General features: G+C 38.2%; 17 protein-coding genes and 1 riboswitch. Of the genes, 15 read left to right on the forward strand and 2 right to left on the reverse strand.

Annotated elements, in window-relative coordinates; genetic code table 11:
- Window positions 1–15: 15 nt before the first annotated feature.
- A complete protein-coding gene (gene hpt / locus OZX76_RS02230; RefSeq protein ID WP_277180546.1) occupies window positions 16–585 on the reverse strand; it encodes a hypoxanthine phosphoribosyltransferase in 570 nt (189 codons plus the stop codon).
- A 241-nt stretch (window positions 586–826) separates the two neighbouring features.
- On the opposite strand from hpt, the gene OZX76_RS02235 reads away from it, so the two are divergent.
- The 12 genes from OZX76_RS02235 to OZX76_RS02290 all read left to right on the forward strand — a co-directional run bounded on the left by OZX76_RS02235 (window position 827) and on the right by OZX76_RS02290 (window position 11,831).
- A complete protein-coding gene (locus tag OZX76_RS02235; RefSeq protein ID WP_277180548.1) occupies window positions 827–1,909 on the forward strand; it encodes a M42 family peptidase in 1,083 nt (360 codons plus the stop codon).
- Window positions 1,910–2,011: 102 nt separating this feature from the next.
- The gene (locus OZX76_RS02240; protein ID WP_277180550.1) at window positions 2,012–3,238 is read left to right on the forward strand and encodes an MFS transporter; all 1,227 of its coding nucleotides are present in this window, start codon (window positions 2,012–2,014) and stop codon (window positions 3,236–3,238) included.
- Window positions 3,239–3,402: 164 nt separating this feature from the next.
- A complete protein-coding gene (locus tag OZX76_RS02245) occupies window positions 3,403–4,203 on the forward strand; it encodes a YqiA/YcfP family alpha/beta fold hydrolase (RefSeq protein WP_277180552.1) in 801 nt (266 codons plus the stop codon).
- Window positions 4,204–4,207: 4 nt separating this feature from the next.
- Window positions 4,208–6,016 carry a penicillin binding protein PBP4B gene (gene pbp4b, locus OZX76_RS02250; protein WP_277180554.1) on the forward strand — a complete coding sequence of 603 codons (1,809 nt, stop codon included), beginning with the start codon at window positions 4,208–4,210 and terminating at the stop codon, window positions 6,014–6,016.
- Between the two features lie 2 nt (window positions 6,017–6,018).
- Window positions 6,019–6,891 (forward strand): BadF/BadG/BcrA/BcrD ATPase family protein, encoded by an 873-nt coding sequence (locus OZX76_RS02255; protein WP_277180556.1) that lies wholly within the window; start codon window positions 6,019–6,021, stop codon window positions 6,889–6,891.
- Between the two features lie 43 nt (window positions 6,892–6,934).
- Window positions 6,935–7,264, forward strand: a complete 330-nt coding sequence (locus OZX76_RS02260) for a PTS lactose/cellobiose transporter subunit IIA (protein ID WP_277180558.1) — start codon at window positions 6,935–6,937, stop codon at window positions 7,262–7,264.
- A gap of 37 nt (window positions 7,265–7,301) precedes the next feature.
- On the forward strand, window positions 7,302–8,603 hold the full coding sequence (locus tag OZX76_RS02265; protein ID WP_277180560.1) for a PTS transporter subunit EIIC: 1,302 nt from the start codon (window positions 7,302–7,304) through the stop codon (window positions 8,601–8,603).
- 22 nt (window positions 8,604–8,625) lie between these two features.
- Window positions 8,626–8,937, forward strand: a complete 312-nt coding sequence (locus OZX76_RS02270) for a PTS fructose transporter subunit IIA (protein WP_277180562.1) — start codon at window positions 8,626–8,628, stop codon at window positions 8,935–8,937.
- 73 nt (window positions 8,938–9,010) lie between these two features.
- A complete protein-coding gene (locus OZX76_RS02275) occupies window positions 9,011–10,105 on the forward strand; it encodes a MupG family TIM beta-alpha barrel fold protein (RefSeq protein WP_277180564.1) in 1,095 nt (364 codons plus the stop codon).
- A gap of 1 nt (window position 10,106) precedes the next feature.
- A complete protein-coding gene (locus OZX76_RS02280; RefSeq protein ID WP_277180566.1) occupies window positions 10,107–10,436 on the forward strand; it encodes a hypothetical protein in 330 nt (109 codons plus the stop codon).
- A gap of 88 nt (window positions 10,437–10,524) precedes the next feature.
- Window positions 10,525–10,613, forward strand: a riboswitch (TPP riboswitch).
- A 47-nt stretch (window positions 10,614–10,660) separates the two neighbouring features.
- Entirely contained in the window at window positions 10,661–11,239 is a 579-nt protein-coding gene (locus OZX76_RS02285; RefSeq protein ID WP_277180568.1) for an ECF transporter S component, read from the forward strand.
- Between the two features lie 13 nt (window positions 11,240–11,252).
- Window positions 11,253–11,831: an ECF transporter S component gene (locus tag OZX76_RS02290; RefSeq protein ID WP_277180570.1), complete on the forward strand. Its 579-nt coding sequence runs from the start codon at window positions 11,253–11,255 to the stop codon at window positions 11,829–11,831.
- Between the two features lie 42 nt (window positions 11,832–11,873).
- On the opposite strand, the gene udk is transcribed toward OZX76_RS02290, so the two are convergent.
- On the reverse strand, window positions 11,874–12,518 hold the full coding sequence (gene udk, locus OZX76_RS02295; RefSeq protein ID WP_277133757.1) for a uridine kinase: 645 nt from the start codon (window positions 12,516–12,518) through the stop codon (window positions 11,874–11,876).
- A 166-nt stretch (window positions 12,519–12,684) separates the two neighbouring features.
- On the opposite strand from udk, the gene OZX76_RS02300 reads away from it, so the two are divergent.
- The 3 genes from OZX76_RS02300 (at window position 12,685) to OZX76_RS02310 (ending at window position 16,927) form a co-directional block, all read left to right on the forward strand.
- Window positions 12,685–15,438, forward strand: coding sequence for a sigma 54-interacting transcriptional regulator (locus tag OZX76_RS02300; protein ID WP_277180572.1), 2,754 nt, complete (start codon window positions 12,685–12,687; stop codon window positions 15,436–15,438).
- A 169-nt stretch (window positions 15,439–15,607) separates the two neighbouring features.
- Window positions 15,608–16,078: a PTS sugar transporter subunit IIB gene (locus OZX76_RS02305; protein ID WP_277180574.1), complete on the forward strand. Its 471-nt coding sequence runs from the start codon at window positions 15,608–15,610 to the stop codon at window positions 16,076–16,078.
- Window positions 16,079–16,087: 9 nt separating this feature from the next.
- Window positions 16,088–16,927 (forward strand): sugar phosphate isomerase/epimerase family protein, encoded by an 840-nt coding sequence (locus OZX76_RS02310; protein ID WP_277180576.1) that lies wholly within the window; start codon window positions 16,088–16,090, stop codon window positions 16,925–16,927.
- Window positions 16,928–16,941: the final 14 nt, after the last annotated feature.

The raw sequence follows: 16,941 nt of genomic DNA on the forward strand, positions 1-16,941 counted from the left end.
TTTTTATTAAATTAATTATTTATTATTGGCCAGTTTAATTATTTCGGGCTTTAAGACGCCAATATAGTTGATATTGCGGAAAGAATTCATAAAGTCTAGGCCATAACCAACGACAAATTCATTACCAACTTTTGAACCATAATATTCGATTTCAACATCGGTTGTGCGGTTGGCTTCCTTGTTAAGGAGCACGCAGCATTTAACACTCTTGGCGCCGCGCTTTTTAAGTATGTCCTTCATGTATTTCAAAGTAAGACCTGTGTCGACAATATCTTCAACGATTAAGACATCGCGATCCTTAACATCGGTAGTCAAATCAGTGATTAAGTTAACTTTACCTGAAGAAACAAGACCATCGCCATAACTGGAAACGTCCATAAAATCGATTTCTTCTTCAACGTCCATTTCGCGGACCAAATCAGTTAAAAAGAAAATCGCACCTTTAAGTGCACCAACAACTAGTGGCTTTTTACCGGCATAATCTTCAGTCAATTGCTTGCCCAGGCGGACACACATTTGATGAATATCATCTTCAGTAAATAATTTATGATCAATAATTCTGTTAATATTGTCGCTTTTTGGCATTTATCTACCCTTCACTTCAACTAATTCAAGATTCCTAATAAATTTGATTATATCATTCTTTCGCATAAAAAGTAGCTCGATTTACACTTTTTACGCGGTTTACAACTGATTTAGGCATTAATATTTTACTTAAATTAAAAGATGTGCTTTTTATCTGAAAATTAGCTTAGTTTTTTAATTATTAAGTAGTTATTTTTGCTACAATAGAAATAAATATTTTTCGTATGAAAGGTTAAGCAAAATGAAAAAAGAACAAGAAATAAAAATGTTGAAGGCCTTTTCAGATGCAAATTCAACTTCAGGCTTTGAAGGCGAATTTGTTAAACTGTTTACCGAAACCGTCAAAGATTTTGCCAACACTAAGGTTGACGGAATGTTGAATGTTTATGCTTCTAAGAAAGAGAATCAAGCGGGGCGGCCTGTTATTCAACTTGATGCACATTCTGATTCAGTCGGGTTCATTACTCAGGCAGTCAGACCTAACGGGATGATTAAGTTTGTTCCGCTTGGCGGCTGGGTTAAGTACAATATTCCGGCTTTGCGAGTGCGGGTTAGAAATCGCGATGGCGAATATATCCCTGGCGTTGTGGCAACTAAGCCACCACATTTTATGACTCAGGCTGAGCGTAATAACGTACCTGATGTTGCCGATATGTCAATCGATGTTGGTTCGAGCTCACGTGAAGAAACGTTAAACGATTATAAGATTGACACTGGTTGTCCAATTTTTGTTGACGTTAAGTGCGAATATAACGAAAAGTCGGGCTTGTTCTTTGGCAAGGACTTCGATGACCGCTTCGGTGCTGCAGCGATGGCCGATGTTTTGGAAACATTAGACGGCGAAGAAACGCCGTTTAATGTTGTTGCTGCATTGTCAAGTCAAGAAGAAGTTGGCTTGCGTGGTGCGTATGTTACTGCGCGCACTGTTAAGCCGGATTTGGGTATTGTCTTGGAGTCTTGCCCAGCTGATGATACTTTTACTCCCGCATGGCTGTCGCAAACTGCCTTAAAGCACGGGCCGATGATGCGTGATATGGATACATCATTTTTGCCAAATCCAAAGTTTCAACAATATGCCTGCGACATTGCCGATAAGAACCATATTCCATATACACGTTCAGTTAGAACCGGTGGCGGTCAAGATGGCGCCGCAATTTACTATGAAAATGGGGCACCAACAATTGTAATTGGCATTCCGGTTCGCTATGAGCATTCACCATATTGCTTCAGTGCTTACCAAGATTTCAAGGCAGCCGTTGAGATGACGGTGGCAATTATTCGCGATTTAACTAACGAAAAGTTGGCAAGTTTTAGCCAATTTTAAAAAAGTTTAATATTTTTATTGCAAAAAATTCGCAAGCGAGTAAAATAGTCTTCCAAAGAAATAATTAGGCGACAGAGAGCGCTTGTTTCGGAGGAATTAAATATGGATACAACTAATGAGTACAGTCATGCACTAACTACAGACCAAAAGTGGACTATCGCGTCAACTTCATCGGGCTTTATGCTAGAAAACATGGATGTACTTTTTTTATCGTTTGCAATGAGTTCGATGATTGCCGATTTGCACCTATCTGGTGGTGCTGCGGGCTTAATTTCATCGATTACAAACTTGGGAATGTTGTTTGGCGGCGTCGCGTTTGGTATTTTGGGCGATAAAATCGGCCGGGTGAAAACCTTTAGCCACACTGTGATTATTTTTGCAGTGGCCACCGCCTGCATGGCCTTCGCCAATAACATTTATTTGATTTATGTCCTCCGTTTCTTGGCCGGAATTGGTGCCGGTGGTGAATACGGAGTTGGGATTGCATTAATTGCCGAGGCTTTTCCTAAAAAGAAAATTGGTAAAATGACCTCAATTGCAGCAGTTGGCGGTCAGGTGGGAGCGATTTTTGCGGCTTTAATTGCGGCTTGGATTATTCCAACGGCTGGTTGGCATATGTTATTTTTGGTTGGAATTGTGCCAGTTGTGCTCACAGTTTTCATTAGAAAACACCTGCACGAAAGTCAACAATTTTTAACAGCTAAGGCAAAAGAAAAAGGCTCACTGCTAGCTAACGTTGCTCATAGGATGTTTGCGACACCACGGCTGGCTTGGCAAAGTTTGGGTTTAATGATTATGATGACGGTACAAATTGCGGGCTACTTTGGTCTGATGAACTGGCTGCCGACGATTGTACAAAAGCAATTAAATCTAAACGTTGCAAATTCAAGTCTGTGGATGATTGCAACTATTGTTGGTATGAGTATTGGGATGATGACCTTCGGTACCATCTTCGATCATTTTGGTCCGCGCTGTGCATTTGCGATTTTCCTAATTGGGTCAGCAATTATGGTTTACACATTGAGTTTAGCGACTAACATGATTACACTGCTAATCATTGGCGCGATTGTTGGCTTCTTTTCCAACGGGATGTTCGGTGGTTACGGTGCAGTGATTAGTCGCCTGTACCCAACGGAAATTAGATCGAGCGCTAATAATATTATTGTTAATATCGGCCGTGCCGTCGGTGGCTTTTCATCAGTCGTCATTGGCATTTTAATGGACTACTATAATTTAACGGTTGTAATGGGCTTTTTATCAAGCTTGTACGTTATCAGCTTCTTAATTATGATTAGCTTACCCGGATTAAAAAATTTAACAAACAACTAAAAAGAATAGCCATTATGTTCGAGCTACGAAGCCCGGAGTAATGGCTTTTTTGGTTATTGAGTGAAATATTTTTACAAATTTTTTCAAAAAATGTTGTAACAGTATTTTAAATATAATATAATTATTTTGTAAGCGATTACTAAGTAAAATGAGAGTTAAATAATATGATTGATAATAGTCAAATTGAAACGGAAATGCTTTATTCTCCTAGTTTAAGATTGGACTGGAATTACGATGTTTACTTGCCTAGCGGCTATAATGAGAAGTCAGGGAAATACCCTGTATTATATTTACTACATGGGTTAGGCGGTAATCATCGTAATTTATTAGAACGATTTGACTCCCAACAAATGCTTGATGATTTGGTTAAACAAACAGGACAAAAGTTGATTGTTGTTTTTGTTGATGGCTTTAATTCTTTCTATATCAATGGGCAAAATGGCGGGATGCAGATGGAAGACGCGGTCATGCAAGACCTAGTACCACTGATTGAGCGGAACTATCATATTGTACAAGAGCGGTCGCAACATGCAATCGGTGGTATCTCGATGGGCGGCTATGGTGCGGCTCGTTTGGCGTTGAAGTATGCAGATTACTGGTCCACTGCAGTTTTAATTTCGCCGGCTGTTTGGCAGCATTTGCCATTAGATAATAAATTTAGAAAGACGTTGCATGCATGGCAAAGTGATAAGGAAGCTTGGTCTGAACAATTTTATGAACAAGTCTTTCCAATAAGTTATCTCAAAAAAGATCAGGATGTCAGCTTCTATGTCGAGTCCACAGCTAAAGATACAGTGGTGCCAATTGCTGATGTTGCTTCTTTTGTTAACAAATTAACGCAAACTCAAGTCGAGACCAAGTTTGTTCAGGATAATATTGATGACCACAATTGGACTTACTGGGCAAAGGTAGCGCCGCAGGCTTACCAGTGGGTGATTGAACAATTTAAGAATGCTAGGAAGTAGTGTAATGGTTGAACAAGTAACATTTAAGCAGCTTGAAGATGAGCCGCAAGGAGCTTTTCAAGTCAACTCAATTTATCCAGAGAAAGTGCCAGTGGCTAATGTGACAACGGCACTGCTTAACAACCAAATGCAATATTTTACTTCATATCAAGGGCAGGGCGAGCTGGACATCTTACTGGAGAAGCCAGCAGATTTGACATTATTTATTAATGGACAGGAAATTAACCTTGCCCAATTACCTGTTAAAGTTTGGCTGGCATTGGATTTAGGCAAGTTGACCGTTAATGGTCGAAACAAACTGCAGCTCACTGGTATTTTTAATGAGGGCAAAGTACATCTTAAAATTCCGTTTCCAGTTTTGCAAAATCATGCCAAGGATACGGAAAATCGTGATAATGATGGCTTTAAATTAATTGATAATCTGATTAATAACCAAATTAAATTTGGCTTTCCGTCAGCACAATTGGTTGTGGTTCATAATGGTCAAATCATTAAACAGTCTGCTTATGGCCGGGTTAATAGCTATTCGCCAGATGGTAAAAGGCTGACAACTACGCCCAAGGTAACTGATGAAACTCTCTATGACATTGCTTCTAATACTAAAATGTGGGCTACTAATTTGGCGTTGCAAAAGTTGGTCTATGAGAAAAAGTTGGCGATTAAAAGTAGAGTTGCTGATATTTTTCCTGAATTTAAAGATCAGCCGCAAGATAAGATTAAGGGTAAGGATGACTTAACAATTCAAGATATTTTGGAGCATCAAGCTGGCTTTCCTGCTGATCCCCAATATTTTGATAATTATAATGAATTGGCTGATAAAATTTATACGCAGAATCGTGACGAGATTTTAGCTAAAATTATCGCGACCCCGCTAAGTTATCAACCGGGAACAAAGACAATTTATTCGGACGTTGATTACATGCTCTTGGGCTTGATTATCGAAAAAATTACGGGTCAACGAGAGGATGACTACGTGAGGGCGAATATTTATCAACCATTGGGACTTAAACATATTACTTTTAATCCCTTGCAACATGGCTTTCAGCGTACAGAAACTGCTGCGACTGAACTTGATGGTAATACTTTTGCTGGAACAGCAGATTTTAATCACGTTCGCACAACAACAATTCAAGGAGAAGTACATGACTCTAAGGCCTATTACACAATGAAGGGCGTTAGTGGTCATGCTGGCCTATTTAGTAATGCGATGGATTTGGCAGTTTTAGCGCAGTTGGTACTCAATCATGGCGGTTATGGTCAAAAGCAACTATTTGATCTTGATACTTTGGCCGAGTTTGCTAAGCCGAAGTCGACTGATCCTACCTTTGGCTTGGGTTGGCGGCGTCAAGCTGATGTCGGCTATGCGCGGATTTTTTCTAATGCTCCGACTGCTAATACAATTGGTCATACCGGTTGGACTGGCACGTTGACCCTAGTGGATTTTGAGCGTCAGACTGCGATTATTTTGTTGACTAACAAGCGTAATTCGCCGCTCATTGATGGGCAAAAAAAGGATTTTGTCGGCGATCATTATTTAGTTGGCAAATACGGTGACATTGTCAGTTTGATATATTCGGCACTTGATGGTGATAGTTTTACCGCAAATAACCAAAAGTTGTGGGGACTAATTCAAACGCGATACCAGCAGTTAAGCCAGCAGTTTGAATTAGTAACTTTGGCTGATAGACATGACTTGGCTGCTATTTATCAGACATTAGTTGATCGCGGCCAGCAAGACATAGCGGCAAAAAATCTTTTAAATTCTGCTTTAGGGCAAAAAATCAAAAACTTTTTAAATAGCAATGAGGCATAATAATGAAATATCGAATTGGGATTGATAGCGGCGGCACTCATATCGTTGCCCGCGGATTTGATAGCCAAGGTAAGTGCTTGAAAGAAGCGACAGCTGGCGTTGGGAATATCTTTTTAGACGCGCAAGCAACAATTAGCAACTTGGTTCAAGTAATTAATGAATTGACTTCAGCACTTGGCAAAGAAGACTGCACCAAAATTTTAATCGGTATTGCCGGACTGGAAACCAGCGGCAATGCGGCGGCGGTAACAGCAGAACTAGAGTCAAAATTGCAGCTTAAAGTTCAGCTAGTTAGTGATGCCAAGCTGGCATTAATTAATGGCTTGCACGGTCAGGATGGCACGCTGGTAATAGCCGGAACTGGTTCAATTGTCTATGGCACTAATCAAAATCAAACTTATCGGTTTGGCGGTTGGGGCAACTTGCTTGATGATGTTGGTAGTGGTTATCAAATTGCAATAACAGCGATTAAACTCGCACTGCGTAAATATGATGAGGGTCGGACCACTTCTTTAGGGCAATTATTAATGCGGTTAGCAGCGGTAACTACAATGCCGGCATTAGTGAAAAAATGCTACGACTCAACCCGTGAACAAATTGCTGCTTTTGCTAAAGAAATTGCTCACTTGGCTGAAACTGACTCTTTGGCTAAGCAAGCACTTGATGAGCAGGCGGATGCATTAGCTGCTGAAGTAATCGGCTTACTAAACCGTTATAAAGAACCTATACCAACGCAGCTAGCCTTATCCGGCTCAGTCTTAGTTAATAATGCACAATTTAGGCAGCGACTACTTCAGCAAGTCATGCAAAGCTATCCACAAATAGATGCTCATATTGTGAATAATAATAACAGCTGTGCTGTTTTATATATATAGTTAGTAGTAAAATTGAAATAAATAACGAAAGAAGGTGAGGCCAATGGATGGAATTGAGCAGATTGCTTTTGAAATGATTAGCAATACTGGGGAAGCACGATCATTACTGATGAAGGTAATTGATGATGCTGACAAAGGGAATTTTGACAACTGCGAAGCCGATTTTAAACAAGCAAATGAATGCTTGAAGACCGCGCAAAACGTGCATTTAAAGTTGATCAGCTCCGAAGCAGATCAGAAGAAACTGCCATTTAGTATCTTATTAGTACACGCTGAAGATCAAATGATGGCGGCAGAATTAATTCGTGATTTAGCCCAATATATTGTCAATTTGAATAAAAAATTAATTGGGCTTGAAGATAAGACAAAATAATTTCAAATAAATGTATTTACTTTAGAAGGAGGTACACATGAAATTTAATTCAGAAAAAATAGCTAACGGAATGGCTAAAATAGCCGGTAACCGTTACATGCAGGCTATTGCCAATGGTATGACAGTTATTATTCCCGTTTCAATTGCCAGTTCTATTTTTACATTGATTGCGCAACTGCCAATTCCGTTTATTAAGCAAAACTTGGCCGCATTTCAAATTCCAGTAACATTTTCAATCGGGTTAATGGGATTGTATTCTTGTTATTCAATCGCTGCCCACTTAGCAAAATCATATAAGCTTGATCGCAACTCTAGTAGTACAATTGCGGTAATGGTTTATTTGATGTTGGCTATTACACCCGAAACAATTACCCCACAAGCAGCTAAAACTACAGGATTAGCTGCGGGAACTGTTTTCCCAACGACTAACTTTGGCTCGTATGGGCTATTTACAGCTATGTTATCTGCCTGTGTCTGTGTTTGGGTAATTCATTTCTTCAAAGAAAAGAATTTAGTTATTAAGATGCCAGATGCAATGCCACCAGCAGTTTCTAGTGCATTTACATCATTAATTCCGGCAGCTGTTTTGATTATTATTGCTTGGTTTATCAAAGTTGGTTTACATTTTGATCTTAACCAAGGATTACTTAACTTATTGCAACCATTATCACAGTTTGGTAAAGATAATCTGATTTCCGTATTAGTACCAATCTTCTTCAACTCACTGTTCTGGATGTTTGGGATTCACGGTGCGATTACTTCAACTCCAGTTGTTCCATACTGGTACGCACACTTAAATGCTAATATGGCCGCAATTACTCACGGTGCAACTGCTGCTACAGTGCCACACTTTATGACTGAGCAATTCTTACAATTCTTTGTTTATATTGGTGGCTCTGGTTCAATTTTAGCTTTATGTATTTTGCTTGCATTCTTGTCTAAATCAGATACTGGTAAGGCAATGGGTGCAGTTGTATTAGTACCAAGTATTTTTAACATTAATGAACCAATTATCTTTGGTTTGCCAATTGTGTTGAACCCATACTTTGCTGCTCCATTTATTTTAGCGCCAATGGCTGATGGTGTAATTACTTGGGCAGCAACCGTAACTGGTTTGCTAAATAAGACCACGGCAATTGTGCCATGGGTACTGCCTGGGCCAATCGGAGCATTTTTTGCTACTGGTTATGACTGGCGGGCAATTGTGGTTACTATTATTAACATTTTTGTTTCAATGGTAATCTATTTCCCATTCTTCAAGATGTGGGATAGACACCAAGTCAAGGTTGAAGCTGAAACTGCTGCCGCAGAGAAAGCTGAGGCAGCAGCAAAAGCATAATTGAAATTTAGGAGGAAACCTAATGAAGATTTTATTATCATGTAGTGGTGGAATGAGTTCGTCATTAATTGCTAATGGCCTTGTAAAAGAAGGTAAAAAACGTGGCATTGATGTCGAAGTTAAAGCTGTAGGAACGGAAGGCATTGCTGATGAGCTGAGTGCTGATCAATATGACATTGTTTTATTGGCACCACAAGCCGTTTTCCGTAAGCAAGCTGTTGAAGATGAGGCTAAAGACCATCATATTAACTTCTTGTTGATTCCACGGACAATGTATACTCCGCTTGCTGCAGGTAAGCTGCTTGACTTAGTTAGTGAAGAATTAGAAAAATAATTAAAAACACTTCAGCTAGTTTGGTTGAAGTGTTTTTTGCTTAATGCGTAATTTGATAATAAGGAGATTTTTTATGACAATGCGCCACATTGGGTTATCAATTTATCCCGATCATAGTGATGAAAAACAGGACGAACAATATTTACTACTTGGTGAAAAATACGGCTTCACTCGGATTTTTATGAGTATGTTGGAAGCTAAGAATGTTGCAGCCACTAAGAAAAAGTTCCAACATATTATTCAGTTTGGTAACAAGCATGGCTTTGCTACAACCTTGGATGTCTCACCAAGTATCTTTAAGCAATTGGGGATTTCATATACCGATTTGTCGTTTTTTAAAGAATTAGGAGCTACTGCAATTAGACTTGATGAAGGGTTTGACGGCAGAACAGAGGCAGAATTAACATTTAATCCGGAACACATGATTATTGAATTAAACATGAGCAATAATACTGGGTACTTGGATAATGTCTTGAGCTACCAAGCTAATGAACCATTTATTTATGGCTGCCACAACTTTTATCCGCAAGTTGGCTGTGGGCTTGAAGATAACTTCTTTGAAGAATGTAGTAAAAACTTTAAGAAGCATGGCATTCACACTGCTGCTTTTGTTTCCAGTCAATGTGGTACACACGGACCTTGGGATGTAAATGATGGCTTGCCAACTAGAGAAGCTGACCGTCACTTACCAATTGAAGTTCAGGCTAAGTCGTTATTTATGACTAACTTAATTGACGATGTAATTATTGGTAATTCTTATGCTAGTGAGGATGAGCTGCGCCGTTTAAGTGAGCTAGATAGATATGAATTATCTTTTGATGTTGAAATGCTACCGGGAATTAGTCCATTAGAGCAAAAAATCTTGCTCGAAGACAAGCATTTTCGGCGTGGCGATAGCAACGCTTTAGTTGCTCGCTCAACCATGCCGCGTGTGTGGCACCGAGCAGAGGCTAACCCAGCTCATGATAATCAAATACAATTTGAGGTGGGCGATATTTTGATTGGCAATGACGGCTTTGGTATTTATAAAAATGAATTACAAGTCGTACTTCAACCGCATAGTGACGAACGGAAAAATAAGATTGCTGCGATTAAGCCAGAAGAATTGCCGTTACTAAAATATTTGCGGCCATGGACCAAGTTTAAATTCGAAAGTCATCAAAATTAAAATGAAGCTAAATTCGTTCATTATCATAATTGGGCTACTCGTCTTATTTTGGGCAGCACGGGAATTTGTCGCTCGCGTTTATCATGCTGGTCACCAAATTTATAGCGTTTGGGTTGAAGTAATCAGTATTTTTTTGTTAATCCCAATTTTGGTCTATTGTAAAAATACAGTTGTCGTAACAATTGCAGTGGTAATTTTTGCATTCAATTGCATGATTTTCTTAATTGCCTTTAGCCGTAACTTCAACGCAATTATGCGAGGTGAAGGAAATAGCACGATTGCTAGATGGGTTCGCAAGTCAAATAATAAGCAAAATGATAAGAATAAGTAATCAATAATAATTTCTTTTTTGAAGATTAGTGAAAATCGGGGATTGCTTTACTATCATTATCATTGTGGTATACTATTTTTAATTAAAAGTTAGTCACTAGGGGTGCCAATAGCTGAGAATTACCCTCGGAACCTGAACAGGACAATGCCTGCGTTAGGGAAGTGTTTGAACAAGCATTTAATTTGTACTCCTTCTGACTTAAAAAGTTAGTTAGGAGTATTTTTATGTTCACAAGATCATCAAAATGGAATGTTAAGTCGGTAATTTTGGTCGCATTGATTGGAATTATTATGGGAGTAATTTATACTTACGGCTTTAATTGGGCCTACAACATTATTAAAATGGCACTTGTCCCTACTGGCTTTGCACCAGTAACGGACACCGTCTTTTCGGGCTTATGGTTAATGGCGGCACCACTTGCAATGTACTTTGTCCCGACAATTGGCTCTGGCACAATTGGTGAAGTTTTAGCTTCAATTGTAGAAATGGCAATTGGTGGTCAATGGGGTGCCATAACTGTTATTTCGGGCTTGATTCAAGGAGCAACGAATGAAATCGGCTTTTTCCCGAAAACCGCACGTTATCAAAACTTTTCTTGGAAGAGTGTCATGATTGGTGCTTTCTTTGCCGGACTAGGAATTTTTATTCCGTCATATATTCTTTATGGTTGGGGTAAATTTAATATGACGGTCCAAATTGTTATGTTTATTACCAATATGATTTCAGCGCTTGTCTTTGAAGGTGTACTGGTCAAATTAATCGCTAATCTATTTGATCGCACGTTAAAGCCGCGCCTTGCATAAATCGAGGCCAATCATGTTTACAAGATCATCAAAATGGAATATCAAAGCTATTATTTTAGTCGCCCTAATTGGGATTTTGATGGGTATCTTTTATACCTATGGTACCAATGGGCTCTATAATTTGGTTAAAATGTTGCTGCTGCCAACGGGGTACGCTCCGGCAACCGACGCCTTTTTTGCAGGGTTATGGTTAATGGCGGCACCGCTTGCGATGTATTTTGTTCCGACAACTGGCTCGGGATTAGTGGGTGAATTGCTGGCTTCAATCGTAGAAATGGCTTGTGGCGGCCAGTGGGGTGTCACTACTGTGGTTTCTGGATTAATGCAGGGATTAACGAATGAAATTGGCTTTTTTCCGAAAAAATCTCGTTACCAAAGATTTTCTTGGCATAGCGTTTTGACAGGTGCATTTTTTGCTAGCTTTGGCTTTTTTATACCGTGTTATTTAATGTATGGTTGGTATAAATTTGCGGTTAAGGTGCAGATTGTCATGTTTTTTGTCAGCATCATCTCGTCAGTTTTGTTTGACGGAGTGTTGGTCAAATTAATTACTAACCTGTTTGATCGCACATTAAGGCCGAAAGTGGAATAATTTTAAGTAGACAAAAAGGTCGAGGATAATTCCTCGGCCTTTTTAATTAGTTACTTCTTTTCGTAAAATTGCGTGGACTTTAGTGGTTAACATGTCAATCGCAACGTCATTTGCGCCGCCTTCGGGAACAATGATATCAGCGTAACGCTTGGTTGGTTCAATGAATTGGTGGTACATTGGCTTAACTGTGCTTAAGTATTGGCTAATTACGGAGTCAATTGAACGGCCACGTTCATTAATGTCGCGTTCAAGTCGTCTGATGAAGCGGATGTCATCGTCGGTATCAACGTAGACCTTGATGTCCATTAAGTCCCGAATTTCTTCGCTTCCTAAAACCAAAATTCCTTCAAGAATAATAATGTCAGCAGGTTCAATATGAATAGTTTCACTGCTTCTTGTGTGTTCTTTAAAGTCGTAAACTGGCATTTCAATTGGCTTGTAGTTAAGTAAGTCGTTGATTTGTGCCTTAAGCAAGGGAATATCGAATGCATCGGGATGGTCATAATTAATCTTCATCCGTTCGCTCATCGGAATACCGGTATTATCCTTGTAGTATGAATCCTGCGTCATAATTAGGACGTGTTCATTTTCCTGCATTTGGTCAACAATTTTGTGGGCAATCGTTGTTTTTCCACTGCCCGAGCCGCCGGTAATCCCAATTACGACGGGTTTTTCAAGTTTAGACATTCAGACTCTCCTTTTTTATCACATAACATTCTACTTTAGTTTGAGTTGAAATACCACTGATAAAGTGATAAATAGCAGATTTTAAATTAAAATAACTGATTTCGCCTTGAACAGTTTTTGTAAAACCGCTAACATAATTGTGAAATGAATTTACGGAGCAAGTGGTATGAATATTAAAGCGAAAATATTATCTTTAATTAAGGAAAATAATCAATCTGAAGGACCTTTTTTATCAACTAGTGACTTGGCAAATAAATTAAATGTTAAAAGAAATACGGTCAGCCATTATCTTAATCAATTGGTAAAAGAAAATCAGATTATTAAAATTAACACTCGGCCTGTGATTTTTGTAGATCGTTCTAATGTCGGGCAAGACAGCGATCAGCCGTTGAAGCAGGAGTATGCAAGTATTGCGGAATTGAAGCAGGGTCTTTCTGGTTCTGATACTTTTAAAAGTGTGATTGGTCATGACCAGTCACTTTATAGCCAGATTAGAAAGCTGAAGGCAGCAGCATCTTATCCTGGGAGATTGCCAATTTTAATTAATGGTCAAACAGGAACGGGTAAAAGCTACATTGCGCGAAAGTTTTTTGATTATTGTGTAGAAAAGGGATACATTGCCGCACAAGGAAAATTTGTCAGTTTTAACTGTGCAGAATACGCGGATAATCCAGAATTATTGACCAGTACATTATTTGGTTATGCCAAGGGAGCATTCACTGGTGCCGACGAAGCCCATAAAGGATTGTTTGATGAGGCCGATAATGGCATGCTGTTTTTAGATGAGGTTCACAGACTAGATCCTAAGGGTCAAGAAAAACTATTTTCTTATCTTGATACAGGAACAGTCTCCTCATTAGGTGAAGCCGCGGAAAAAAGACAGGTAAATGTGCGCTTAATTTGTGCGACTACCGAAGATATTCAGAGCAGCTTTTTATCGACCTTTATTCGCCGGATTCCAGTTCAGATTACAATGCCACCGTTGAAGGAAAGGACTTCTAACGAAATCCGTTCGTTGATAATTTACTTTTATATCCAACATGCCAAGAAAATTGGGCGAAGTTTACAAATTAATAATCAAGTCTTTGCGACGCTGATGAACATGGATTTCAAAAGTAACATTGGCCAATTGAAAAATGCCGTTTTACTGTCTGTTGCCAGTGCTTTGGGCGAAGCTGACTCAGCTGGCACAGTGCAAGTTAAACTTGGGGATCTTCCGCAAGATATTTTACTTTCTGAGGTTAATTTGGATAAGCAGGGGATGTCGCAAACGCAGAGCGATATTGTCATTAACCCGGAAAGTAAGTTAACCGATTTTGTGAATAACCGCCAAAGCATTAACTATATTAAGCAAACTTTTGAAAATATTTTTTCCATGTATGAGCAGGAGGATTTTTCCTCTTTTCAAGTTAAGGCTTTTTCTAAAGTCAATGCCTTATGTGATTACTTAGTTTTTAAAAAAGATATTTTAGATATTGGCGAATTGCCTTTGGATTTTATTAAAAAATCACTTAATAGTGAAATAGGGTACCTGCAGGACGACTTGCGCAATGACTTTAATGGCAATCTTATTGTTGCTATTTCTTATTATTTTTATTTTAGACAAGAAAGTTGCTGGTCTGTTTCACCACATGAGGGACAACTTGCAACCGAGATAATTACTAAAATGAATGAAAGTAATTATACTGCTCAGGTTGTTCAAACAGTTATTAATGTTGTAAGTAAAATGCTAAATTTGCATACTGATGAAATCGATAATCTTTTTCTGACAATCTATCTTAGTGGCGTACAGCGCAAGAAAAATTCTGGCTTGATACATTGTATTTTGCTGGCGCATGGCTATTCAACTGCTAGTAGTATCGCGGACACAGTTAACAAGATTGCTGGTGAACCGCTTTTGGATGCTTTTGATATGCCGATAGATATTCAAACAGAAGATATTGCCCAAAAGGTGTCGAATTATATTCATGTTCGACACGTAACTAATGGCTTAATCTTAATGGCAGACATGGGTTCGTTGGAAAAAATTCCAGAATTACTCAAAAAAGATTTGAACTTTCCTGTGGTTATTTTTAATAATGTTTCTACTCAATTAGCACTGTTTGTGGCAAGTTATGTTAAAGAGCGTCGGCCAATTGACACGATTGTACAGAAGATGGACAAAGTAATTCATAATGATTATCGAATTGTTTATCCCAAGATGGTTAAGCAAAATGTGATTATTGTTTGTTGCTCAACTGGTGTGGGGACGGCAAATAAGATAAAGGAAATGATTCAGGAAAGTTTGCCAAAAGACGTTGATATTAAGATTATGGCATGTTCGTATGAATGGCTAAAAATTGAGGATCAGGAAAGTGCAATTAAAAGAAAATATAATGTTTTAGTTGTGATTGGGACGATTGATCCTAAATATAGCAGCGTCCCATTTATTTCTTTAGATCAATTAGTTAATGGCTCCAAAATCAGTTTACTGCAAGGTACGTTAAAAGATAGCTTGAGTGTAGATGATTTATACAGATTTAATGATTTGATTTTGAAAAACTTCAGTATTGAGCGGGTGATTAATTCGCTAACAATATTAGATACAAAAGAAGTAATTAAAAATATTGACCTGTGTATCAAGAAAATAGATGAGTATCTGGATACAAGGTTGCCTAACCAAACAATTATGGCATTGTATGTACATATCAGCTGTATGATTGAAAGAATAATTCGCAATCAGGTTTTAGAAATTGAGCCGATAGATTTTAAGATAGATAAGAATAGTCAGGACAACTTTAACTATATCAAGAAGGCATTACGTTTACTTGAGCAAGTTTATAATATTAAGATTCCACTTGTGGAAGTCGAGTATATCTATGAATTGATTTTTAAGACTAAGAATAATCAATTAGACTATACAAAAGATGATGATTTTTGACAGTAACTTTTCAAATAAAATAGTGTCAAATTATATCTAAAAAGTACAAAATGATTTATTAAAAGCGCAATCATAATCATGATTGCGCTTTTTTTGACAGAAACTTGGCACGAAAATTGCTTATATATGTTTGAAGTGCGAATTTAATAATTTTAAAGGAGGAATTACTTTGATTAGACTTATGCGAGTAGATCATCGGTTATTACATGGTCAAGTTGCCTTTTCATGGACACAAGAGCTAGGTGTTAACTGCATTTTGATTGCGAATGATGATGTGCCAAACAATGATATTCGTAAGACAGCGATGAAATTAGCTAAACCACAGGGTGTCAAGCTTGTAATTAAGAATATTGAGAACTCTATCAAGGCCCTGCAAAGTGGCGTTACGGATAAGTATAAATTGTTTATTGTTGTTGAGTCAGTAGCGGATGCATATGCGTTAGCGACAGCATATCCCAAAATAAAACAAATTAATTTGGGTGGTACTAAGCCAGCTGATGGAACAAAACAAATCAGTAAGGCAGTTAATCTTACTCCAGACGATGAAAGTAAATTAAATGAACTTATTGAGAAGGGTTGTGAAATTGAAATCAGACAAGTTCCTAATGATAAAAAAGTTTTCTTCAAGGATATTGAATAGGAATGACTTATGAACAATAAAATTAGTAAAACCCGATTATCGGCGATGAATTACTACTATCGCAACTTTTCGTTGGACTATTTTTTAGACTCAGTTAGTCAAGATGGGTTAACGAATATTGAATTATGGACTAGTCCGCAACATTTTTGGATTGAAAAAGATGGTCACCAAGATGTTAAAGAATTAAAAAGAAAAGTAGCAGCCCATCATTTACAAATTATTTGTTTGACACCGCAGCAGAGTAATCCTAATCCGTATAACTTAGCGGCCAAGGATGAAAGATTGCGCAAAGGTTCATTTGGCTATTTTAAAAATCTAATTGATAGTGCAGTAGAGTTAAATGTACATCTAGTTGCTCTTAACTCTGGCTGGGATTTTTATGATGAAAACCCTGCAGAAGCTTGGGACAGATCAGTTGCAATGCTAAAGAAGGTTGCTGACTATGCGAAGGATCGTGAAGTTAAAATTGCCATTGAAGCGTTACAACCAGATGAATCGCATCTAGTGAATTCGATTGTTGATTTAAAGCATTATCTAAAAGATGTAAATAAGGATAATGTTGGCGTCAACTTGGATTTAGGTGCCATGGCTAGAAATTATGAGACTATTGCACAATATTTTGAATCATTGGGCGAAAAAATAATTCATTGTCATTTCGTTGATGGTAATCCTGTAGGGCATCGCTGCTGGGGTGAAGGTGAGCGTAATCCCGGAGAAGACTTCAATGTATTTAATTATTATGGCTATCAAGGATATTTTACTTTTGAATTTGGTCAATCCAAGTATTTTTTAAATCCTGCGGAAACTGAACGAAAAGCATTGCGGTTTTTAAATCCGTTTTTAAAATAGATGGGAGAAATAAA

This window comes from Lactobacillus sp. ESL0677, from assembly GCF_029392875.1.
GTDB lineage: Bacteria > Bacillota > Bacilli > Lactobacillales > Lactobacillaceae > Lactobacillus.